The organism is Treponema primitia ZAS-1, from assembly GCF_000297095.1.
Classification (GTDB): domain Bacteria; phylum Spirochaetota; class Spirochaetia; order Treponematales; family Breznakiellaceae; genus Termitinema; species Termitinema primitia_A.
The window spans coordinates 60405-82940 of record NZ_AEEA01000036.1; the positions used below are offsets into that span (position 1 = coordinate 60405).

Here is a 22536-nt window from a genome sequence, read left to right on the forward strand (position 1 = left end):
GTACGGGAGCCCCCTAATACGGTTAGGAGGCTCTTATGTTACGGTTGTTTCTTTGTATACTCCCGGCGCTGATTATCGGGGGTTGTAGTTTGTCGGCGGGGGTGGAGGACCATGGTTCGCCCCAGGGAAGTTTACGGATAGTCACCTGGAATGTGCAGGCCCTTTTTGACGGGAGTCAAACCGGGACCGAGTATAGTGAATATCTTAATGAGGCCGGCTGGGCGGAGGATAAATTTTCCGCCCGGGTAAACGCCATTGCCCAGGCCATAGGCCGGATAGCCGACGGGGTTCCGGACATCATAGCCCTGGAGGAGATTGAAAACTCCCCGTGTTTGGAGGCTATCGCCCAAAGCGATCTTTCAAAGTACGGCTATGGGTATACCTTTTTTTCCAAGAACAAGGGAGCGTCCCTGGGAATTGGGGTATTAAGCCGTATCCCCTTTACGGAGACCCGGGTCCATGGCATGGTCTGGGACCAGGAGACCGCCCCGAGACCGGTATTGGAACTCTGGCTGAGGCCGGAGGATACTCCTCTGGTCCTCTTTGTCTGCCACTGGAAATCCAAGCTTGGCGGGGACGACAACACCGAAACCCTGCGCCGGGCTTCTGCCCGGGTTATCCTTAGGAGGATCCGGGAGATACGGGCGGAGTACCCTAATGTACCCGCCGTAATCATGGGGGACCTGAACGAAAACTACGATGAGTTTTACCGCCGGGACAGAAAGATACTCAGCGCCCTGCTGCCGGATGATCCGGATGCTGCGGATTTCATCCGTGCGGATTTCATCCCTGCAGATTACATCGGTACAGGAACGGGGAATGGGGAAAATTTTTTAATTCTGAGCAGTGAAAAACCACCGGCGGCATCCTACGTTGATTCGTCCATACCGGCCTTCTATTCACCCTGGGGACAGGAATTGCAGAAGGGTTCTTATTATTATAAGAACGACTGGGAAACTATCGATCATTTCCTGCTATCGGAACAGTTCTTTGATCGGGCGGGATGGGACTTTAGTTCCTGCCGGGTTCTGGATCAGGAGCCCTTTGTTAACGCCAAGGGAATCCCCGATACCTATAGCCCCCGTACCGGCCAGGGCTTGAGCGATCATCTCCCCCTGATGCTGGTGCTGACTAATTATTGACAGGTCAAGTATTGACCTCTATCATGAGTCGTGCGTAATAAATTGACCAACGAGCTGGCGGTCTGCGGGTTGAACGCCGTGAAAGCCCTGGGGGAGACCCATCCTGAACGGATCAACCGGTTCTTCCTCCGGGAAGACCGGCTGCCCTTGTTTACCAAGCTCTGCAAAAACCTGGCTGAATGGAAGCGGCCCTACAAGATCTGCGACGATGAAGAGCTGGAACGGGTTTGCAAGAGTAACCGCCACCAGGGTGTGGCGGCCATGATTGACGAGCCCCTGGTGGAGGGCCTTAGTCAGGAGGATCTTGATACCTGGGCCCGGGAAGGGAAGACGGGGCTTCTCCTCTCTGCCGTGGGCAACGACCACAACCTGGGAGCCATAGTCCGTTCCGCAGCTTTTTTCGATGTGTCCTACGTGGTGCTCTCCGACGCCGATGAGGCTGCCCAGCTTACCACCAGCGCCTACCGGGTTGCGGAAGGCGGTATGGAACATGTGGAGTTCCGGAAACTGAAAAATACACCAGGCTTCCTGAAAAGCGCCGCTAAATCGCTGCTTATTATCGGGGCGGACCATAGGGCGCGGCTTCGGATACGGGACCTGAAGGCCGTTGTTGGGGAGCATGGTGTCGGGCGTCCCGGGATTGCTCTGGTGATGGGTAATGAGGAAACCGGCCTTTCCCCGGAGATAAAGGAACACTGTACCAGCCTGGTGCGTATCCCCGGAAGCGGCGTCATGGAAAGTCTCAATGTGGCCCAGGCGGCAACCCTTTTCCTCCACGAAATCTATGAGCTCTGAACAAGATTCTGAACTAGCAACCTTTTTGCGGCTCCTTCGGGGCTTGCCGGGGGAACTCGCCCTGAAAATGCCGGTCCTACGGGATATCGCGGATCTGAGCGGAAACGGCGGCAGGAAAGATGGGGCTGCCGCAGATCCGGGAATAATCAGGCGGCGGCTTGACCGGCGATACGCCCGTATCGGTGTGGTCTACGGGGAACTGAGCAAACTGGATTTTAAGAAGGCAAAGCCCGGGACCGGTCTTGAGGATCTGGTCTTTGCACAGACCGATTTTGCGGTTTACCAAAAAATCAGCAGAGAAGATTTTAACATCTTCTTTGACGAAGGGCTGGATGACTTTGAGGATTCCTTCTATAAAAACAGTTTTACCATGGATCGCGCTGCGGTGCGGAAAGCTATTTTCCATTGGTATAAGCCGGAGGGGGAACACTATTCCTGTGCTGCAAACAGCGCGGAGAACCCCCTGCTCCTGGGGATCATGCGTACCCTGCATACCGCCCTGAATTTTGTCCCCCTGATACAAACGGAGGAGACCCTGAAGGAATGTGAGATCCTGATGCGTTTAGCCTTGGGGGAGGATGCCCTTGCGGGGCTGACCAAAAATTTCTCCGCCCTCTATTTTGGGCTGCTCCGCAGTCTCGACAAGGTTACGGTGATCCACCCGGACGGCATGAACACCGCCCTGTCCTTTCATACGGGCGAAACTCCGCCTGCGCTGTACGGAACATTTCACCCCTCCAACAAAGCCCACACTATTCGGCTGACTTAGGACCAGTAGGTCCTACCGGTCCTTAGATGGGGATGCTGAACTCGTTGGTAAAGAGGGTATCGCTCTGGAAATTGTTTATCATAAGCACCGGTTGATGGGTCGCGTCCAGGGTATCCCGCCAGAGGGCGCCCTCGGGGTCCACATGGCTGCGATGGGAAATTACCACCTTGGTAGGGAGGTGCACAAATTCATTGTTCACCAGACCGATGATGAGCTTCGTTTTTCCCGCCATGGCCGCATGGGCCGCAGCATTACCGAGCCGTTCGCAGTAAATCGAGTCGCTGGGCGCGGCAGGAGCGGAACGGATCATATAACTGGGATCGATGTACTTTAGGTTGGTCTCAATTTTTTTGTCATCAAAGTACTTTTGGATCCGGTCCCGCATATAGGTACCCACGTCGACCATCTTAACATTGCCGCCGGCATCGGTTTTTACTTCTTTTATCAGCTGATCCTGCAGGGCCCCTTCGGCAACAATTACTACCGCATGGTGCCGTTTGCTCAGCCGTTCCTCCAGGTGGTGGAAGAAGCCGTTGGGTCCTTCCAGATCGAAGGGTACCTCGGGGATGAGCACAAAGTTTACCTCGTGGCTGGCCAGGGCAGTATGGGCGGCGATAAATCCCGATTCCCGCCCCATTACTTTTACTAAGCCTATGCCGTTGATCTGGGAGTTGGCTTCCATGTGGGCAGCGGTTACAACTTCTACTGCCTTTGCAACGGCGGTGTCAAAACCAAAGGACCGTTCTATAAAGGCGAAATCGTTATCCACCGTCTTGGGGATACCCACGGTGGCGATCTTCAACCCCCGCCTCTCTATTTCGTTGGCAATGTCCAGGGAACCCCGCTGGGTCCCATCACCGCCGATGGTAAAGAGTATATTCATATTGAGCTGTTCAATGGCATCTACGATTTTAACGACCTCTTTACCGCCGCCCCGGGCGCTTCCCAGGAAAGTGCCACCCAGCTTATGGATATCATCCACTTCTTTCAGAGTAAGTGGCATGATATCAAACTTATATTCCGGCAGGAAACCCTTGTATCCGTAACGAATTCCCGAAACCCGGGTTACCCCGTACCGGGAAAGGCAGCGGACTATGGCCCGAATTACGTCGTTAATCCCCGGACAGAGACCTCCGCAGCTTACTATTCCTGCATGTACATGGTGGGGGGAAAAATAGATCATTTCCCGGGGGCCGGCGCATTCAACAACCTGGCTGCGTTTGATTGTAGCCTGTTCGCCCAGTTTTATCTGGGGTTTGAGAAGGACAAATTCGTCATCCGTGACATAGTTCGCGATCATATCGCCTAAGGTCTTTGACATGGCGATAGGCGAATGGACATTACGACTTCCTAATTCTTCAATAGTAAAATCGAAATTCTCGTTTTCACTCATAGCTGCCCCCTGTTTTCAATGAATATAATACTATAATACTCCTTATATAAGACCCTTTCAATGGGATAAAAAAAAAGGTATATTCTAAATAGCAAATATGGTAAATTTATGCTATATTATTACTATGCTATTAATAGGAGAACAGTATGCTTGAAGAACAGGTTAAAATCGCCCTGGATAATGTCCGCCCTTCCCTGCAGAACGATGGGGGAGATGTGGAATTTGTGTCCCTTTCAGACGATGGGATCGTGTCCCTTAAACTGACCGGCGCCTGCGGCACCTGCCCCATGGCTCAGATGACCCTTAAAATGGGGATTGAAAACTACCTGAAGAAGGAAGTTCCCGAAGTTAAGGCGGTTGTTGGGGTCTAAAAGCCCTATGGGTCCGAAAAAGCCGGGTTTCCTCCCCGTAAACCTCCGTGAAATGGGGGAGCGGGGTTGGGAATCCTGTGATTTTATCTTTGTTTCCGGCGACGCCTATGTGGATCATCCCTCGTTTGCCGCTGCGCTGATCTCCCGTTTTCTTGAAGCCCAGGGCTTCCGGGTTGGGGTTTTGCCCCAGCCTGACTGGAAAAATCCTCAATCCTACACTGTTTTAGGCCGTCCTCGCCTCGCCTTCCTGGTTGGAGCCGGTAACATGGATTCCATGGTTGCCCACTATACTGCCGCCCGGAAGCCCCGTTCGGAGGATGCCTATTCCCCCGGGGGCAAAGCGGGGTTTCGGCCTGACCGGGCAACTTTAAAATACGTTGAGGGTATCAGGGCGGCCTATAAGGACATACCGGTTATCATCGGCGGTATTGAAGCGGGGCTCCGCCGGTTTGCCCACTACGACTACTGGTCCGATACGGTACGCCGTTCGATTCTGCTGGATTCCAAGGCGGATATCCTGGTTTACGGCATGGGGGAGCGGCCCATCCTGGAAATAGCCCGCCGCCTGGGGAAGGGGGAACCGGTCTCGGCTATCCGGGATATCCGGGGTACCTGCGTCCGTTCCCAGGGTCTGCCGCCGGAACTTTCCACCGGGGCGCTCCGGCTGCCGGACTACGAAGCGGTGAAGGCCGGCGATCCCGCCTCCCTGCGAGCCTATGCGGAACACTTCATGCTCCAGAAGCTGCATGCCGATCCCGGGATCGCTAAGCCCTTGGCGGAACGGTCCGACGGGGACCGCTGGGTCCTCCAGAACCCCCCGGCCGTCCCCTTGGAAACTACGGAACTGGATCGGATCTACGAGCTCCCCTATATGCGCCGGGCCCATCCCATGTACGATGCTGCCGGCGGTGTTCCGGCTTTACAGGAAGTGTGTTTTTCCCTGGTTTCCAACCGGGGGTGTTTCGGCGGCTGTTCATTCTGCGCCATCACCTTCCACCAGGGCCGGGCGCTTACCAGCCGGAGCCCGGAGAGTCTGGTCCGGGAAGCGGAAACCCTGACTCACCATGCGGACTTTAAGGGTTATATCCACGATGTGGGCGGTCCCACCGCTAATTTTTACGGCGCTTCCTGCCCCCGCCAAGCCAAGGGCGGCTTCTGCCCGGAAAAGGAATGTCTCTACCCCAAGCCTTGTCCGCAGCTCAAGGTGAACCACCGGCCCTACATGGAAACCCTCAATGCGCTGCGAAACATCGGATCAATCAAAAAAGTCTTTATCCGATCCGGCATCCGTTTTGATTATATGGAACTGGATAAACAGCACGGCAGGGAATTCCTGGAAACCCTCTGCCAACACCATATAAGCGGCCAACTCAAAGTTGCCCCGGAGCATATCTCCGCACCGGTCCTTGCAGCCATGGGTAAGGGCGATCATGGGACCTACGAAAAGTTCCGCAGGGATTATACGGAAATGAATTCGCGGCTGGAACTCAAGCAGTATCTTATTCCCTATTTTATTTCCAGCCATCCCGGATCAACCCTGAAGGACGCCATAGAGTTGGCGCTATATATGAAGAAGAGCCGCTTTGTTCCGGACCAGGTACAGGATTTTTACCCAAGCCCGGGAACCATGGCCACGGTGATGTACCGTACCGGTCTGGACCCCCGGACCATGGAGGATATGTATGTGCCCAGGGGGGAACGAGAGAAACGGCTCCAGCGGAGCCTCCTGCAGTTTAACCACCCTGATAAGAAGGCCCTGGTGATTGAGGCGCTGCGGACTGCGGGACGGGCGGATCTTATTGGTATCCTTTTAACCTGATCGCCCGGGATATTTCATTTGTTCTGCTTAGAATACTTACAAAAAATGGTTTTACTATATATCTAAAATTCTGCGCATTCACCTTCATCCCCTTTGCCTTCAGGGCGGTTTTGATTTGCTCAAAGTCCCGGCGTAAAACAGGAATAAAGGCAAGGCTTATGGACACCATAAGGGATATATCTTTTCCGTCAATGTTAAATATCTTTAAAGGCTTGCTGAGGGTTTCGATTGTCCTGCAAAGATCGTTGGTGTTTACAACTTTTTTATAACACTGGGTAATGTTGCAAATTAAAATTAAACGGGCGCTTAGATAAAGTGCATGCTGCACAAATCCTAAAATAAAATTAAAAGACGCCGCTAAAAGGATGAAGGGCAAAAAAGAAAGAATGTATTTTACTGCGGCAAGGGGCCTTAGGCGGCAAAGGAACATCGCCGCAATATTGATTAAAAGAAAAACCGCAATAAAGGGCCATTCAAAAAAGAAAATACCTATGGTATAGACAAATATTGATAAAAACTTTACAGCGTTAAACATCGCTTCCTCCGGATGCGCCACTTCCTCTGGAAGCGCCTTTTATATATGCATAAATGTTATCCGCCACGTCATCCACGGACCATTTTTTTACAAAAATGTCTATGCCCTTTTGTTTCAATATATGGAGGAGGTCCATTATCAGGGGTATCTCCAGACCGAAGGACTTCATTTTTTCTATGTTGTCAAAGAGTTCCTGTTTTTTAATCTCGGCCTTAATACTGCCGTTTTCTATGACAACAATTCTATCGGCGGGAAGTACCTCATCGATCACATTGGTAACGTACACCACCGTAAGTCCGCTTTTATGCAGATCCGTAACAATATTTTGAATATCCTTTTTACCCTTAGGATCGAGCATTGCCGTGGGTTCATCAAAAACAATACACTGGGGATTCATGGCCAGGACGCTTGCAATGGCTACGCGCTGTTTTTGCCCCATGGAAAGTTCAAAGGAATCGGTAAAATCTTCTATGCCCATTGTTTTTGAAATTTCTTCAATCCGTTTGTCAATTTCGGCATCGGTAAAATTTAGATTTCGCAGGCCGAATGCAATATCATCCCGCACTTTTTCAAATACAATTTGGTTTTCCGGGTTTTGAAAAACCATGCCCATTGTTTTGCGTAATTCTATAAAGTTTTTTTTACTTTTCGTGTTTATGCCGTTTACAAATACAGCGCCCTTTGTAGGCTTTATGAGCCCCGAAACTACGCCGGCAAAGGTTGATTTTCCCGAACCGTTTCGGCCTACGACGGCGACAAATTCACCTTTCTGAATGGTAAGGTTTATATTTTTTAAAGCATGTTTACCCGAGGGATATATATACTCTAAGTTCTCTATGCTGATCATTTCTTTTAATCGACGCCATCTTCTGTATCGTCCCAGGATTCCGAGGAATCTTCCAGAAGATATTTTTTGACTGGCTTATCCAGGAAGATTTTTATGGCAAACATGGAGCCTATTTCTATGGGAATTTCAACAATGTTTGCAATAATTCTGCCCGCAATTACCACCATAAATGCTCTTTTATACAAGAGGGAAAGCCAAAGGGTTGTAAGGCCCAGGTGTATAAATATATGCACCACAAAAATACTGATTATGAGCCGTATCAGATAGGATTTATTTGAAGGCGCCTTGTACAGAAAAAGTCCGTAAACTAAACCGATTAATAGGGCATTAAGGGTAAAGCCCGGAAAAAAAGGCCCCTTGGGCATAAGAAGCATACCCAAAAGATCCACCGCAACGCCAAGGGCGGCGCCCCAAACCGGCCCTAAGAGTGTACCGGTTAAAATATACGGTACATAGGAAAAACTTAAACGTAAAATTAGGGTTTCTACAGAAATGAAACGTTCAAATACGATAAGGATAGCCAGGAGCAAGCCGGCAAGTACAACTTTCTTTACCTTAGGCATAAGGCACCTCTTTGTTTTGGTCCGTACAAGATTGGCACGGAAATTTCAGCAATTCGATGTTCCTTTAAGCCTGTCTGTTGAAGGCATAAACAAACAACTGAAGTATAAAGTATTTTTGCTTTAGTGTCAAGGAAATATGGAATTTACATGCGGCCCTTCCAAAAATGTTCTATTTATAGTAGATTACTTTTATGGAGAAAACTTTTGTGATGTTAAAGCCCGGTGTTTTGCAGCGCCGTATTGTCGGAGAAGTACTCAGCCGGTTTGAACGGAAGGGTCTCAAGATCCTCGCCCTAAAATTAGTGCAGATGGACCAGGCCATGGTGGAGGCCCATTACGCAGAGCATAAGGGGAAGGACTTTTACGAAAAGCTCGTGAGTTATACCCTCTCGGGGCCGGTGGTGGCCATGATCCTGGAGGGAGAGGAAGCCATCTCCGCCGTGCGCCGTCTGGTGGGGCCCACGGACATACACAACGCTCAGCCGGGAACTATCCGGGGAGATTTTGCATATCGGACCAGGCTTAATATCGTTCACGCTTCGGATTCGACCGCCAGCGCTGAACGGGAAATATCCCTGTTTTTTAAGCCTCAGGAGATCGTTGAATGGGAGGATGGGAATGACCAGTGGTACTGAGACCGGGGAAGGGCAAGTCGGGGCCCTTCCGAAATGGGACCTATCATCTATATATGTATCCTTTGATTCACCGGAGTACCGGCGGGATCTAAAATTGCTTACAGAAAAGATCACCGCCTTCCTGAAGCTTCTGGAAGCGCCCCTACCTGCGGATTCCGGACTGGCCGCCGCCCTGCTTGCCCTGATACGGGCCTACGAAGAAGCGGGGGATTTGAATGAAAACCTATCGGCCTATGCGGAGGCGATCTACACCGCCGATACCCGGGACAGCCGGGCTTTGACGGAGATCAATGCCATTGAAGCAGCGGCGCTGCCCCTGGGTAAAGGAGCGGTGATTTTCCGTAACCGGCTTGTGGAGGCAAGGGTTCCTGTATTAAAAGCCCTGGATTCCGATGCTGAACTGACGCCCTACGGATTTTTTATTCGGGAAAGCCTGGAGAAGGCGGCCTACCAGATGAGCCCTGAGTTGGAGGACCTTGCCAATGACCTTTCCCGATCCGGCGGTGATGCCTGGGGGCGGCTCCAGGAGGCTATTTCCTCCACCGTAACAGCGTTGTGGGATACGGCTTCGGGGGAGCGGAAGACCGTAATTGCCCTGCGGAATCTGGCGCACAGTCCGGATCGCAGCATCCGGGAGCGGGCCTACAGGGCAGAGCTTGAGGCCTGGGCCTCCATGGAGATACCCCTGGGGGCGTCCCTTAACGGTATTAAAGGAACTACCTTGACGGTGGATAAGCGGCGGGGCTGGAAATCGGCGCTGCAGAAATCGGCCTTCCAGTCCCGGTTGAGCGAAAAGGCCCTGGAGGTGCTTATCGCCGCCATGGAAAATTCTCTGCCCCTGTTCCGCCACTACCTTAAAGCGAAAGCATCTCTGCTGGGGCTTAAGGACTGCGCCTTTTACGACCTCTTTGCTCCGGTGGGGAATGCTACAAAAAAATGGACCTGGAGCGGCGCAACGGAATTTATCATCGGGAAATTTACTGCCTTTGATCCGGGTATGGGAGCCTTTGCCCGTAATGCGGTTTCACGCTCCTGGATAGATGCCCTTGGCCGGGAAGGTAAAATCGGCGGGGCCTATTGCACGGACTTTCCTTTGGCTGGCCTTCCCGGCGAAACGAATCGGGGGGAATCCCGGATACTCTGCAACTTCGAGGGATCCTTCGATTCGGTGTTCACCGTGGCCCACGAACTGGGCCATGGCTGGCACCATGAGTTGATCAAGGATCTAAGCCGGTTCCAATCCGCCTATCCCATGACCCTGGCGGAGACTGCCAGCATCTTTGCGGAGACCATCATCTTTGAGGGCGCTCTGGGCGCTTCCTCCAATGATGGTGACCGGATCGCTCTTATCGAGGGAAACCTCAAGGATTGCTGTCAGGTGATTATGGACATACTTTCCCGGTTCTACTTTGAGCGGGCTCTTTTTGAACGCCGGGACAAGGCGGAGCTAAGTGCAGAGGAACTCTGTGCCCTGATGATCGACGCCCAGAAAGCTACCTACGGGGATGGCCTGGACCCTGCGCAGCTTCACCCCTATATGTGGGCGGTTAAGAGCCACTATTACAGTCCCGGCCTTGCCTTCTATAATTACCCCTACGCTTTCGGGCAGCTTTTTTCGCTGGGGCTTTTCGCCCGGGCAAAGAAGGAAGGGCCGGGATTTGCGGCGGCGTACCGGAAGATACTCCGGCTCACCGGGCAGGCTTCCGCCGCTGATGTCGCCAAGTCTGCGGGGTTTGATATTGAGGATAGCGCCTTCTGGCAGGACGGTATTGCCCTTATCGCCGGACGGGTGGCGGAGTTTGAAAAACTTGCAGCAAGCTGGAGGCCATAAGGGGCGAGACGTACACTATTATTCATAATAACTCCATTTTTTATTTTCTATAAATATTTATTCACTAATTCGTTAAATCTATCTTGTGTCTTTGCAAATCCTTTTTCCTTTTTATTAAACCCTTTCTCAAATTCTTCCAATTCTTTCTCATCTATTTCATATGATTTCCCTTCATCAAATATTCCCTTTATTCCATTTAGGGCATTTGGGTATAATTCTAAAACCAATAACGCTGCGGGATATTTTTTGTCCTTATTTGTTATGGTATATTCCTTTGATTCTTTAAATCCAAATCTTTTATAATATTCAGGATCGCCATATATTATTATTGCCCTATACCCCAATTCTTTTGCTAAATTTATGGTATGTTTTATTAATGTACTTCCAATTCCATTGTTTTGATATTCCGGTGATACACTTAGTGGACCAAATGTTAATACGGTATATTCTTTATCCATGTTTTTAATTTTTGCTTTTACATATACAATGTTTCCAATAAGTTTATTGTTATAAATTGCTACAAAATCCAATTCTTTAATAAATTCAGTGGCTTTTCTTAAATTATGAACAAGTAAATGTTCACCACAACCTGGAAAATACACATTCCAGAATGCCTCTCTGGTTAGTTCCTCAACAATTCTATAATCTTTTTCTTCTTCAAGCCTTAAATTAATTTCCATAAAATCAAGAATATCCTTGCCATTTTTAGCTTCCATATTGTATGTTATGCATGATAATGTGTAATGTCAAGCTTTTTTATGCTTGTAGAATGCCGCCGGTAATGGTACAATTCAGGTATAACGTAAAACGTAAAGGAAAGGGTATGGCAAAAATAGGTATTTTGGGCGCCGGCGCCTGGGGAACCGCGGTGGCCAAGGTTATCGCCGATAAGGGAAACGATGTGCTGATCTGGAGTCACAGCAAGTCTACCCTGGAGGACATCAACGAGCGGCACGTCAACTCCCGGTACCTGTCCGAGGTGGCCCTGCCGAATAATCTCCAGGCCTGCGATGATATCCTTGAAACAGTTAACGGTAAGGAATACCTCATCCTGGCGGCCCCGTCACTCTATCTGCTGGATACGGTAAAACAGATTCTGACGGCGCCGTCCATACGGGAAGGGGAGACCGTCATTGCGGTGCTCACCAAGGGCTTCCTCCCCTCGTCCAAGGGGCCCCGGCTGATCCTGGAAACCCTGGAGGATTACCTGCCGGGATTTTACCGCCAATCCCTGGTCTATATCGCCGGGCCAAGCCATGCGGAAGAAGTTTCCCGGGGGAAGATCACCGGCCTTATCGCCGCCAGCGAGAATGCTAAGAATTCCATACGGTTCCGGGATCTGTTAAAAAGCCCCCGGCTTTTAGTTTTTTCTTCCTTCGATGTCCGGGGGGTTCAGGTTGCGGCGGCGGCGAAGAACGTTATCGCCATCGCCTTCGGGATGCTGGACGCTCTGAAGACCGCCAAATCCTATGCCGGCGTAGAGGATATGTTTGGAGACGGAACAGAATCGCTGCTTCTGGCTGCCGGGCTTAACGAGATACAGACCCTGGGCAAGGCTATGGGGGCGACCCATGCGGAAACCTTTACGTCCATCTCCGGCGTAGGGGACCTTGATGTTACCTGCCGTTCCGTATTCGGCAGAAACCGCCGCTTTGGCCGGGAAATTATCGAGAAGAATATTCTGGGCCCCTTTATCAATCTGGATGATCTCATCGCCCGGATCGCCGAGGTCGGGTACCTGCCCGAGGGGGTAGTGGCCGCCAGATATGTAAAAGCCCTGACGGAAAAATTCAAGCTCAAGATGCCCATATCCACGGGGCTCTATCAAATATTAAACCGCGAGACCGAGCCGGAAGATTTTCTGCGCTCCTTCTTAAAAGGAATGGAATAACCATGTTAGATAAACTAACCCAAAAAATTTCCGATGCCCTCCGTATTGTTTCGGGGAAGGCGACTATCACTGAGAAAAATATTGACGATGCGGTGGAGGCCATCAAGATGGCTTTGCTGGAGGCGGATGTAAACCTCCGGGTAGTCCGCCGTTTTGTTAATTCTACTATCGAAGAGGCCAAGGGTGAGAAAGTTCTCCGTTCGGTTGATCCGGGCCAGCAGTTTGTCAAGATTATCCACGACAAGTTAACCAGTTATCTGGGGGATACCACCCCGAATGCCAACGGACGTTCGGCACAGGAACTCCAGCTCAAGGGGCCGGACACTATTTCTGTTATCCTCATGTTGGGGCTTCAGGGTTCGGGGAAGACCACCAGTTCCGCTAAACTTGCCCTGCGGCTTAAAAAGGAAGGCCGCAAGCCCCTCCTGGTAGCCTGTGACCTAGTGCGGCCCGCGGCTATGGAACAATTAGCGGTACTGGGAAACCAGATCGGCGTACCGGTGTACAAAGAAGACGGAGCGAAAGATAGTGTTAAGGTTTTTAAGGATGCCTGGAACTATGCCGGAAAAAATCTGATCGACACCGTTATTGTTGATACCACGGGCCGGCTTCAGATAGACGAACCCATGATGGAGGAACTTTCCCTGCTCAAGAACGCCGCCAAGCCCGATGAACTCCTCCTGGTGGCGGATTCTATGACCGGCCAGTCCGCAGTGGATATCGCCAAGACCTTTGATGAAAAAATCGGCCTTACCGGAGTTATCCTTACCAAGTTCGATTCCGATACCCGGGGCGGCGCGGCGCTTTCCCTCAAGACCGTTACCGGCAAGCCCCTCAAGTTTGTGGGTACCGGGGAAAAGCCCGAAGACTTTGAACCCTTCCACCCCGAGCGTATGGCAAGCCGTATCCTTGGCATGGGGGATGTGGTCACCCTGGTGGAAAAAGCCCAGGAGGTGATCGACCAAAAGGAAGCGGAAGAGCTCCGGAAAAAAATGGAGAAGGAGAACTTCACCCTGGAGGACTGGCTGAGCCAGCTTCGTTCCATGAAGAAAATGGGTTCCCTTCAGTCCATGCTGGAAATGATCCCCGGTATGGCGGGGCAAATCAGCGAAGAGGATATCGACAAGGCGGAGCTGAAATACCAGGAGGCCATACTTTCTTCCATGACCCGGAAGGAACGGGCGAATCATCTGATCATCGGCCCCTCCCGCCGTTCCCGGATTGCCCGGGGTTCCGGTACGTCGGTGTCCGAGGTGGGAAGGCTTCTCAAAAAATTCGAGAAGATGCGGACCATGATGAAAAAGATGTCCAAGATGAGCAGGAATCCTGCGGCTGCTCAATCTATGTTTTCAAAGATGGGGCAGTTCCAGGGGCGGTGATTGTTTTTTCTCAATCATGGCCAGGGTGACCCCGGAGATTACCAGGGCTGCGCCCGCCCATTGAATGGGGTAGAGCCGTTCGCCCAGGAGAAAGAAGCCGCCGATGGCGGTTATCACGGGAATAAAATTGATAAAGATCGAGGAGATAGAAACTCCCAGGACTTCCAGAGCTTGGGCGTAGAGCCAGTACCCCAATGCGGAACAGCAGATCCCCAGGAAAACTACGTGGAGAATTACCGGGAGGCCCGGCATGGCCCAGCGGGAATGTTCGGCAAGGGAAAAGGGGATGAACCCGATGAAGCCGAAGACGGTCTGCCAGAACACGATGTGTATTCTGGAACAACGGGTAAAGAGAGGCCGGGTGAGGAAGCAGTAGGCTACCCAGCACAGGGCGGCCCCGCCCATGTAGATGTAGCCAAGGATGCTGCCTGAGACGGAGAAGGAAACCCCCGCCACAAGCCAAACACCGGCGATGGAAACCGCCGCACCCAGCCAGCGCCAAAGGGCGATGTATTTTACCCTTCCAAAGATCCGTTCCACCACCAGGGTGAGCACCGGAATTGAGGCGATAATAATAGAAGCTTCCGAGGCGCTAACCAGGGAAACCCCGTTGTTTTCGCAGAAAAAATAAATGGTAACTCCGAAGATCCCCGCTCCGGCGAGGAGGGGCAGATCCCGGAGTTTGAGTTTTTCCCCGGGCACTATCTTTTGTTTTATAAAAACCAGGAATACCAGGGCTATGGCAAAGCGGAGGACCCCAAGGGTCATGGGAGGGATTACCGCCACCGAAACTTTGATGGAAATGAAGGAGAATCCCCAGAAAAGGACACAGAGGATGATTGCTAAAAGAGCGTTGTTACGTTTATTCATGAATTTACCTGCGGCTACTATATACAATTTCCGTGATCTTTCATAGCGTGGAGAAATACTTTATAATGACCGGAGGAGTGGTGATGGGAATACGTATAGTATTGGCGTCGGTACATCTTTACGACGGTCCCGAGGCGGTTCCCCTGGGCGCAGCTTCGGTAGCCTCCGCCCTGAAAGCCGCTTTCCCGCAATTTGCTATCTCCCTGGTTGAAAGCTTTGTTGCCGACGGGGCGGATGTCCTGGCTGCAAAAATCATTGACGGGCTTCCGCAGGCTGCCGGATTTTCCATTTACAGTTGGAATCGATCTATTATGCTGGAAGCTGCAAAATGTATGCGTACCGGGAATCCGGACATTTTTCTTTTCTGCGGCGGTCCTGAGGCGACCGCCCTTCCCCAAGGCCTCTCTGTTTCCGATGGCGGTCCCTTCGACGCGGTAATCCCCGGTGAAGGGGAGGCTGCCGCAGTGGAACTTATTAGCCGCCGGTTTTTGGGGGCAGGTCCCGAACCGGCCAATTCCGTCAATGTGCTCTCACCCTGGCTTGACGGAACCCTTAGTGTCAAAGGCCGTGAGGGGGCGCTCTGGGAACTGGCCAGGGGCTGTCCCTATTCCTGCGCGTATTGTTATGAATCTAAGGGAAAGCGGCAGGTCCTGTATTTCTCCGGGGAGCGTATCCAGGAAGAACTGCGGCTTTTTGTCCGTGAACATATCCCCTATGTGTTTGTCCTGGACCCGACCTTCAACAGTAATAATAAGCGAGTCCTGGGGATCCTTGATATGATAGCCGGGGAGATCCGGAAAAATCCGGGATCCGAAATGCACTGGCACTTTGAGGTCCGGGGTGAACTGCTTACCCGGGAACAGGCCCGGCGTTTTGCGAGCCTGGGGGCGTCCCTCCAGATAGGTCTCCAGACCGCCGACCCCAGGGTTTCCGCCCTGATAGGCCGGGAACTGGATCGGAATCACTTCGCTTCCCGGATAGGGCTGCTCAATGAGGAGGGGGTGGTCTTCGGGCTGGACCTTATCTACGGCCTTCCCGGGGACAGCCTCGCGGGGTACCGGCGGAGCCTGGATTACGCCCTTTCCCTTTACCCCAATAGTCTGGATATGTTCCGGCTTTCGGTACTGCCGGGGACGGCCCTCTTTGACAAGGCAACGGAATACGGCTTGGAGGCGGATAGCAAAGCCCCCTATATGGTTCAGGCCGCGCCGGATTTTTCCGCCGCCGATTTAGCCCGGGCAGAAGCGCTATCCCAAGCGGCGGATCTGTTCTACAACCAGGGCAGGGCGGTGGCCTGGTTCAACCAGGTTTTAAAGCCCCTGCGGATTAAGCCCTCGGTTTTTCTGGAAGATTTTGCTGTCCGTACTAAAACTATATCTTCTATAGAGGAAATGCAGCTGGCTTACCTGGAAGAACGGTACCGGCAGGCGAAAAAAGAGGCGCTCCTTCCGGCGGTACGGGATCTAGTCCGGTTTCACGGCGCCTGGGGCCGGGCCCTGGCAGAGGGGGCATCCACGGAAATCGGTCTTACCTATCACCCCGATGATGTACTGGGAGAAAGAGCCCTGGATTTAGAGTCCTTTGTCCGCGGGGTTAAACCCCATCCGGGGAAGTTTCGGGTGCGGCCCGGAAAAGACGGACCCGAGACAGCGTGGATATAAGGGAATAATGTAGCTATACTATATCCATGGGTAAACCCAAAACACAGATAGAAACGGCGATACGTCACTGGTATAGTTCCCGCTTGGCGGTAGTCCTGGAAAGCATTCTCATCGGCTTTATCGTGGGCTTTGTGATTGTGCTATTTCGCATTTTGCTGAGCCGGGCCGATACGTTGCGGCATTGGGTTTATGGGATCCTCCTGCCGGGAAAACCCTGGTACTGGATAGCCGGTCTTGTCCTGGCGCTCTGTTTGGTCGGTCTCTTTCTAGGCTGGGCAGCCAAAGCAAGACCCATGATAAAAGGGAGCGGCATACCCCAGGTAAAAGGCGCCCTAAGCCGGGAACTGAGCCTGAACTGGGCGCCGGAGCTGCCCCTTAAGTTGATTACCGGAGTGCTTGGTCTTGGGGCCGGCCTTTCCCTGGGACGGGAGGGACCGTCCATACTGATCGGCGCCTATGTGGGCATGGGTGTGCTTAGCCTGTTCCGCAGGCCCTATGGGGAACGAAAATTTCTCATCACCGCCGCTTCCGCCGCCGGGTTGTCGGCGGCCTTTAACGCTCCCCTGGCAGGAGTGCTCTTTATTCTGGAAGAGATGCAGTCCTCCTTCACCCCCCTGATGATAGCCTGTGCCATGGGCGCTTCCATGGCGGCGGATACGGTGGCGGGCTATTTTTTCGGTCTGGGTCCGGTCTTTGATTTTCGGCATATCACCCTTCTTCCTATCCATGCCTTCCCCTGGGTGGTCCTTTTGGGTGTACTCTGCGCCCTCCTGGGCGATCTTTTCAAGCGCCTCCTCTACGGAGCCCTGGACTTCTACGATAAACTTGTGATCCCCCAGCTGATCCGCCCCATACTTCCCCTGATGGTCTCCATCCCCCTGGGTTTTTTCCTTTTCGATGTTACCGGCGGCGGTCACGGTCTGATAGAATCCCTATCCGATACGAACAGAACGCTAACAATGGTAGTAATACTGCTCGCAGGGAAACTACTCTTTACGGTATTCTCTTTCGGTTCCGGAACCTCCGGGGGAATTTTTCTGCCCCTCCTGGCCTGCGGCGCCCTTACCGGAGCAGGGCTGGGGAAGCTGCTGACCGGCTGGGGATTTATCGAAGACGCCCAGACCCTCAACTTTATGATCCTGGGGATGGCCGCCTTTTTTGCCGCCGTGGTTAAGGCCCCGGTTACGGGCATCGTTCTGATCCTGGAGATGAGCGGTAGTTTTAATCACATGGTGAGCCTGGTTCTAGTTGCCCTTTCCGCCTTTGTTACCACCGATGTGATCGCCTCAAGGCCTGTGTACGCAGTATTGCTGGAACGGATACTGCGAAACAAAAAGCAGCAAACCAATGTACCGGAGAAGCCTGAAGCTGACGATGGGTATGATCTTGGGTGAACCCCTTTCGCCGGACCCGCCGATTCTTGCAGTGGAGTTTCCCGCACCGTTCAGGGGCTTTTTGGTCCATGCCTGGGCGGATCATCGCCAGGATCGGCTCTATCTTACCGGCCGTCTTGAGGATGGACGTTCCTTCGCTGCAGTCCAGTTTTGGCGGCCATGTTTCCATATCTACGAACACGATACCGCCCGTTGCACAGAATTGCTGTCATCTATAAAATACGAAGTATTCCCTTCCGATCTCGAATCTTTTTCAGGGAAAGAAAAGCTGCTGCTTCTTTGTTTTTCCCGTTATGGGGATCGCTCCCGGGCAGCGAAAATTCTGGAACAGGCTGGGATACCCAGCCCTGACATGGATATGAAGCCCCAGGATGTATTTCTGGCTGAAAAATACATCCGTGGCTTCCTGCGGATCCGGGGCGATTCCCGTCCCGGCCGCCTGGTAAATTTGGTTTTTCCGGATGCGGAAATTCTCCCCCCCGATACTGATAGTAATCCTGTTAAGGTTCCCCTGCGGGTTGCTTCTATAGATATCGAAACCGATACCCGGAATGGGACCATACGCGCCGTGGCGATTGCCCTGACGGATTCGGATTTTTGCGGGACAAACGGGCTGGTCCGGGTCCTGGCGTCGGCCCTTTGTAATACCGATTGTATTACAAATGCCGGTACCGGACCTGTGTTTCATGCTGATGAACCATCTCTCCTCCGCTCCTTTGTGGCGGACATACAGGACATGGACCCGGATGTACTTACGGGCTGGAACTTTCTGGACTTCGATTTCCCACGGCTGGCTGAACGCTGTGAGCATTACGGCATCCCCTTTGCCCTGGGCCGCGCTGCGGGATCGGCAAATCAGGAGGGGACCAAGTTTTTTTCCGGTGAAGGCAGGCGATCCGCCGCAGCATTAGTGCCGGGGCGGCAGGTTATCGACGCCCTGCGAATAGTCCGGTCCGGCCCGCGGCGTTTTTCCGACTATACCCTGGAAACCGTATCACAGGCAGTATTGGGGGAAGGCAAGATCGTGGCCGCCTCGGGGAAAGATAAGATCGCTGAGCTGGATCGGCTCTACGCAGAGGACCCCCGGCTTTTTGGGGAGTATTGCTACAAGGATGCCGTCCTGGTTCCTGGGATTCTTGCCAAGACCGGGCTCTTCCGGCTTACCCTGGAGCGGGCTGCCCTAACCGGGGTTTCCCTGGATAAGGCATGGACCAGCGTGGTGAGCTTTGAACGGATCTACGGCATGGAACTCCGCCGCCGTTCCATTGCCCTGCCGCCGCCGAACCCGCCGGATTTCCAGGTGTCCGGGGCTGCCGGAGGAACCGTGCTGGAGCCTCTGCCCGGGCTTTTTAGTAATGTTGCGGTTTTCGATTTCCGCAGCCTCTATCCAACCATCATGCGGAGTTTTAACATCGATCCCTTAGCCCACGAGCGGGCTATTGCCAACGGGTGTTCTCCCCAAGATCAGTCCGCGATTATAGCCCCCAACGGCGCCGCCTTTTCCCGGCAGCCGGGGATACTGCCGGATCTTATTGCGAATTATTTTGCCGAGCGGCGGAGGGCCCTGGATGCGGGGGATGAAAACGCAGCATTTGTGTATAAGATACTGATGAACAGTTTCTATGGCGTTCTTGGAACTGCCAGCTGCCGTTACGGCCGCACGGAACTGGCGGGTTCCATCACCGGCTTTGCCCGGAAGTGGCTCCTCCTCTCCCAGGACTGGTTTACCGAACGGGGCTACCATGTGCTGTACGGCGACACGGATTCCCTCTTTGTGGAAACCGGTCTTGGCGATGAGGCCGGCCTGGATGAGTATATCAAAACATGCGGTAAGCTTACCACGGAACTGAATAGTTTTCTTACGGAACGGATATGGTCAGAGTATAATCTGGAATCATTTTTAGAACTACGGTTCGAAAAAGCCTATCGCCGTTTCCTTATCCCACACCTCCGGAATATCCACGCCCCTCAAGCGCTCCTGCTAGGGGGATCTTCCTCTCTTGATGAAGGTGAGACCCGTGGCCGGGCTAAGGGCTATGGAGGTTATCTTATAGATAGTGATGGCGCTATGTCGGTAGAAGTAAAGGGTATGGAGGCGGTACGGAGCGATGCTACCCCCCTGGCCCGGCGGATACAGGTGGAGCTGCTGGAACTCGTGTTCAGCGGGGGCGGCGAAGAGGCCTTTGGGAAACGGATGGGAGAAATACTGCGGGAACTCCGGCAGGGGGAACTGGATGGGGAACTGGTATACCGTAAGCGGCTCTCCCGGCCTCCGGAGACCTACACAGCCTCCACTCCGCCCCAGGTAAAGGCCGCCCGGCTATTGGGCTGGAAGGGCCGCAAAGGTACGGTGGAATATGTCTGGACCAGCTCCGGGCCTGAGCCGGCGTCCCTGCCCCACGCTCCCTTCGATTACGATCACTACACGGATGCCCAGGTACTTCCGGTAGCCCTGTCCATTGCCGCCGCTGCGGGGTGGGATACGGAACCTTTCCTCAAGAAGGGCAGGAGCCGTCAGTCCCGAAAGGATTTTGTCACAGGGCAGCTGGAATTGGAATTTTTGTGAAGCGATGATCCCCTTGTATGTTTTACCAATAGATACTAAAATTCATCTATTGTAATATCAATCAACATGGAGGGAATTATGAAAATTGATGGATACCACCATATCGGTGTGTGGGTTAAGGACGCTCAGAAAAGCCTAGATTTTTATACCACCGGGTTGGGCGGTAAGGTTACTTTCAGCTTTCCCATGGCCGAAAACGGCAAACTTATTTACCTGGTAGATCTGGGAAACAATGCGGTGGTGGAAATAATTCCCAGGGGGAACGGTGAGGAAGAGGTGAACGCCCATTTTGCCCACATTGCCCTGAGGACCGATGATACCCGGGCGGCATATGATCTGGCTATTAAGGCCGGCGCCGCTTCCAGCACCGCTCCCCAGGATGTACTGTTGGGAACCATGGCTGTAACTAACGCCTTTGTCCTAGGGCCGGATCATGAGGTGATAGAATTTTTTCAGGTGAATTAGAATAATCTGTATTATAGTGTTTCATTTCTCTACATAAGGGGCGCGAAAATCCGCAGTACATCCCGGCCAAAATTGCGTATGGCGCTGCGGGAACAATCTTCCAAGGTGATCTGTTTGGAGATAGGAATCGTCTTTAGAAAATCCTCTTTAACTTTACTGACGGCGCTGTTTTTATAGATCCAGACCCCGCACTCAAAGTGCAGATACAGGCTGCGGTAATCCAGGTTGGTGGTGCCCACGGTGGCAACCTTGTCGTCGGACACAAAGGTCTTTGAATGATTAAAGCCGCTGGTGTATTCGTAGACCTTTACCCCAGCCATGACCAGCTGCCGGTAATAGGATCGAGATACCGTCCGTACAAACCATTTGTCCCAGCGATGGGGGGTGATGATTCGCACATCAACACCGCTCTTTGCCGCCAGGGTCAGGGCGGAAAGGAGATTATCGTCTATTACCAGGTAGGGAGTGTTGATGTACACATATTCCTTAGCATTGTTGATGATCTGGATGTAGACATGTTCCCCTACGTTTTCTGTATCAATGGGGCTGTCCGCATAGGGCTGCACATAGCCGTCGGATGTTACCGGACAGGGAGCTTCCCGCCAGGGATAAAAATCCCCATAGCTCTCCATTACCTTTTTCCCCAAGTCCCACATTTGTAAAAAGATTAGGGTAAGACTCCAGGCGGCTTCACCTTCGATCATGATTGCTGCGTCCTTCCAGTGGCCGTATTTTGGGAAAATATTGATATACTCATCCGCCAGGTTCATGCCCCCGGTGAAGGCAACCTTGCCGTCGATGGAAACGATCTTCCGGTGATCCCGGTTGTTTTGCAGGGAGGAAAAGATAGGCTTAAAGAGGTTGAAGATAGTACAGCGAATCCCCCGCTGTTCCAGCTGCTGTTTAAAGTTCGGCGGCAGGGACATGAAGCACCCAAGGTCATCGTACATGAGCCGCACGTCCAGACCCTTCCGGGCTTTTCGTTCCATGATATCCAAAATGGGGTCCAGCATTTGCCCTTCGCTGAGTATGAAAAATTCCAGGAAGATATATCGTTCCGCCTTTTCCAGTTCCACCAGAACCTTTTTGAAAAAATCTTCCCCCGATGGAAAGTATTCGGCCTGGGTATGGACATAGATGGGAAACCCCGCGTATTCCTGAAGATACCGGGCCTGGGGCAGGCAGTCCTCGTAATTTTCCATGAGGAAGGGCAGGGAGTCTCCGGGAAGCAGGAAGAGAGGCCTGCACTGCTGTTCGCTTGCCGCGAAGTACCTTTTTAACTTGCGGGGATTAGACTGAAAATAAAAGATGATGTACAGGATCCCCCCGAAGATGGGGAAGAGCATGATAAGGAAAATCCAGGTTAGTTTATAGGCGGATTTTTCTTTTTTATTGACTATATATATACAAACCAGCACGCTTACCACATTCAGAGCCCAACTCGCATAGAGGGAATTCATACTTGTGCTGGCGATGAGGTACAGTATAAACGCTATTTGTATAAGCAGGATGGCCATAACAAAAATCCGCCTCCTGAATACAGCCCGAAACCATTTTTTTTCTTTCACCGAATACTCCGCTCCTTATGAAGTATATACCAAGCGGGGGAT

20 protein-coding genes are annotated in these 22536 nt (G+C 52.3%); 13 read left to right on the top strand and 7 right to left on the bottom strand.

Annotation, left to right across the window (positions count from 1 at the left end):
* Positions 1-35: 35 nt before the first annotated feature.
* From TPRIMZ1_RS0105325 to TPRIMZ1_RS0105335, 3 genes are read left to right on the top strand one after another with little or no spacing between them, the layout of a single operon-like run.
* Complete coding sequence (locus TPRIMZ1_RS0105325) at positions 36-1142, top strand: endonuclease/exonuclease/phosphatase family protein (RefSeq protein WP_010256032.1); 1107 nt, start codon at positions 36-38, stop codon at positions 1140-1142.
* Positions 1143-1172: 30 nt separating this feature from the next.
* Entirely contained in the window at positions 1173-1937 is a 765-nt protein-coding gene (locus TPRIMZ1_RS0105330) for a TrmH family RNA methyltransferase (protein WP_026043540.1), read from the top strand.
* The gene (locus TPRIMZ1_RS0105335) at positions 1927-2706 is read left to right on the top strand and encodes a hypothetical protein (protein ID WP_010256034.1); all 780 of its coding nucleotides are present in this window, start codon (positions 1927-1929) and stop codon (positions 2704-2706) included. Before TPRIMZ1_RS0105330 ends, TPRIMZ1_RS0105335 begins: the two co-directional genes overlap by 11 nt.
* Before the next feature lie 22 nt (positions 2707-2728).
* Here the strand turns inward: TPRIMZ1_RS0105335 and TPRIMZ1_RS0105340 are convergent, their stop codons facing one another.
* The gene (locus tag TPRIMZ1_RS0105340) at positions 2729-4099 is read right to left on the bottom strand and encodes an ATP-dependent 6-phosphofructokinase (RefSeq protein ID WP_010256035.1); all 1371 of its coding nucleotides are present in this window, start codon (positions 4097-4099) and stop codon (positions 2729-2731) included.
* Positions 4100-4245: 146 nt separating this feature from the next.
* On the opposite strand from TPRIMZ1_RS0105340, the gene TPRIMZ1_RS0105345 reads away from it, so the two are divergent.
* Together TPRIMZ1_RS0105345 and TPRIMZ1_RS0105350 are read left to right on the top strand one after the other, a co-directional pair.
* The gene (locus tag TPRIMZ1_RS0105345) at positions 4246-4470 is read left to right on the top strand and encodes a NifU family protein (RefSeq protein ID WP_010256036.1); all 225 of its coding nucleotides are present in this window, start codon (positions 4246-4248) and stop codon (positions 4468-4470) included.
* A 7-nt stretch (positions 4471-4477) separates the two neighbouring features.
* The gene (locus TPRIMZ1_RS0105350) at positions 4478-6289 is read left to right on the top strand and encodes a YgiQ family radical SAM protein (RefSeq protein ID WP_010256037.1); all 1812 of its coding nucleotides are present in this window, start codon (positions 4478-4480) and stop codon (positions 6287-6289) included.
* On the opposite strand, the gene TPRIMZ1_RS0105355 is transcribed toward TPRIMZ1_RS0105350, so the two are convergent.
* The 3 genes from TPRIMZ1_RS0105355 to TPRIMZ1_RS0105365 are packed head-to-tail and all read right to left on the bottom strand — an operon-like array spanning position 6267 to position 8234.
* Entirely contained in the window at positions 6267-6824 is a 558-nt protein-coding gene (locus TPRIMZ1_RS0105355) for an energy-coupling factor transporter transmembrane component T family protein (RefSeq protein ID WP_010256038.1), read from the bottom strand. The genes TPRIMZ1_RS0105350 and TPRIMZ1_RS0105355 overlap by 23 nt on opposite strands.
* Positions 6817-7671, bottom strand: a complete 855-nt coding sequence (locus TPRIMZ1_RS0105360) for an ATP-binding cassette domain-containing protein (RefSeq protein WP_010256039.1) — start codon at positions 7669-7671, stop codon at positions 6817-6819. The genes TPRIMZ1_RS0105355 and TPRIMZ1_RS0105360 overlap by 8 nt, the downstream gene beginning before the upstream one ends.
* Before the next feature lie 5 nt (positions 7672-7676).
* The gene (locus tag TPRIMZ1_RS0105365) at positions 7677-8234 is read right to left on the bottom strand and encodes a folate family ECF transporter S component (protein WP_010256041.1); all 558 of its coding nucleotides are present in this window, start codon (positions 8232-8234) and stop codon (positions 7677-7679) included.
* A 191-nt stretch (positions 8235-8425) separates the two neighbouring features.
* On the opposite strand from TPRIMZ1_RS0105365, the gene ndk reads away from it, so the two are divergent.
* Together ndk and TPRIMZ1_RS0105375 are read left to right on the top strand one after the other, a co-directional pair.
* Positions 8426-8869, top strand: coding sequence for a nucleoside-diphosphate kinase (gene ndk / locus TPRIMZ1_RS0105370; RefSeq protein ID WP_026043541.1), 444 nt, complete (start codon positions 8426-8428; stop codon positions 8867-8869).
* Positions 8853-10700 (top strand): M3 family oligoendopeptidase, encoded by a 1848-nt coding sequence (locus TPRIMZ1_RS0105375; protein WP_010256044.1) that lies wholly within the window; start codon positions 8853-8855, stop codon positions 10698-10700. The genes ndk and TPRIMZ1_RS0105375 overlap by 17 nt, the downstream gene beginning before the upstream one ends.
* A 47-nt stretch (positions 10701-10747) precedes the next feature.
* On the opposite strand, the gene TPRIMZ1_RS0105380 is transcribed toward TPRIMZ1_RS0105375, so the two are convergent.
* Positions 10748-11416 (bottom strand): GNAT family N-acetyltransferase, encoded by a 669-nt coding sequence (locus tag TPRIMZ1_RS0105380; protein WP_010256047.1) that lies wholly within the window; start codon positions 11414-11416, stop codon positions 10748-10750.
* Between the two features lie 107 nt (positions 11417-11523).
* Between TPRIMZ1_RS0105380 and TPRIMZ1_RS0105385 the strand changes: the two genes are divergently transcribed.
* Together TPRIMZ1_RS0105385 and ffh are read left to right on the top strand one after the other, a co-directional pair.
* The gene (locus tag TPRIMZ1_RS0105385) at positions 11524-12591 is read left to right on the top strand and encodes an NAD(P)H-dependent glycerol-3-phosphate dehydrogenase (RefSeq protein WP_026043542.1); all 1068 of its coding nucleotides are present in this window, start codon (positions 11524-11526) and stop codon (positions 12589-12591) included.
* A 2-nt stretch (positions 12592-12593) separates the two neighbouring features.
* A complete protein-coding gene (gene ffh, locus TPRIMZ1_RS0105390; protein ID WP_010256051.1) occupies positions 12594-13970 on the top strand; it encodes a signal recognition particle protein in 1377 nt (458 codons plus the stop codon).
* On the opposite strand, the gene TPRIMZ1_RS0105395 is transcribed toward ffh, so the two are convergent.
* Entirely contained in the window at positions 13941-14840 is a 900-nt protein-coding gene (locus tag TPRIMZ1_RS0105395) for a DMT family transporter (protein ID WP_010256054.1), read from the bottom strand. The genes ffh and TPRIMZ1_RS0105395 overlap by 30 nt on opposite strands.
* Before the next feature lie 83 nt (positions 14841-14923).
* On the opposite strand from TPRIMZ1_RS0105395, the gene TPRIMZ1_RS0105400 reads away from it, so the two are divergent.
* The 4 genes from TPRIMZ1_RS0105400 (at position 14924) to TPRIMZ1_RS0105415 (ending at position 20926) form a co-directional block, all read left to right on the top strand.
* A complete protein-coding gene (locus TPRIMZ1_RS0105400; protein WP_010256056.1) occupies positions 14924-16501 on the top strand; it encodes a B12-binding domain-containing radical SAM protein in 1578 nt (525 codons plus the stop codon).
* Between the two features lie 26 nt (positions 16502-16527).
* Complete coding sequence (locus TPRIMZ1_RS0105405; protein WP_010256059.1) at positions 16528-17895, top strand: ClC family H(+)/Cl(-) exchange transporter; 1368 nt, start codon at positions 16528-16530, stop codon at positions 17893-17895.
* The gene (locus tag TPRIMZ1_RS0105410) at positions 17849-20461 is read left to right on the top strand and encodes a DNA polymerase domain-containing protein (RefSeq protein ID WP_232616747.1); all 2613 of its coding nucleotides are present in this window, start codon (positions 17849-17851) and stop codon (positions 20459-20461) included. The genes TPRIMZ1_RS0105405 and TPRIMZ1_RS0105410 overlap by 47 nt, the downstream gene beginning before the upstream one ends.
* Positions 20462-20539: 78 nt before the next feature.
* Positions 20540-20926 (top strand): VOC family protein, encoded by a 387-nt coding sequence (locus TPRIMZ1_RS0105415; RefSeq protein ID WP_010256065.1) that lies wholly within the window; start codon positions 20540-20542, stop codon positions 20924-20926.
* A gap of 29 nt (positions 20927-20955) precedes the next feature.
* Here TPRIMZ1_RS0105415 and cls read toward each other — a convergent pair whose 3' ends face one another.
* Positions 20956-22443 (bottom strand): cardiolipin synthase, encoded by a 1488-nt coding sequence (cls, locus tag TPRIMZ1_RS0105420; protein WP_051004284.1) that lies wholly within the window; start codon positions 22441-22443, stop codon positions 20956-20958.
* Between the last annotated feature and the right edge of the window lie 93 nt (positions 22444-22536).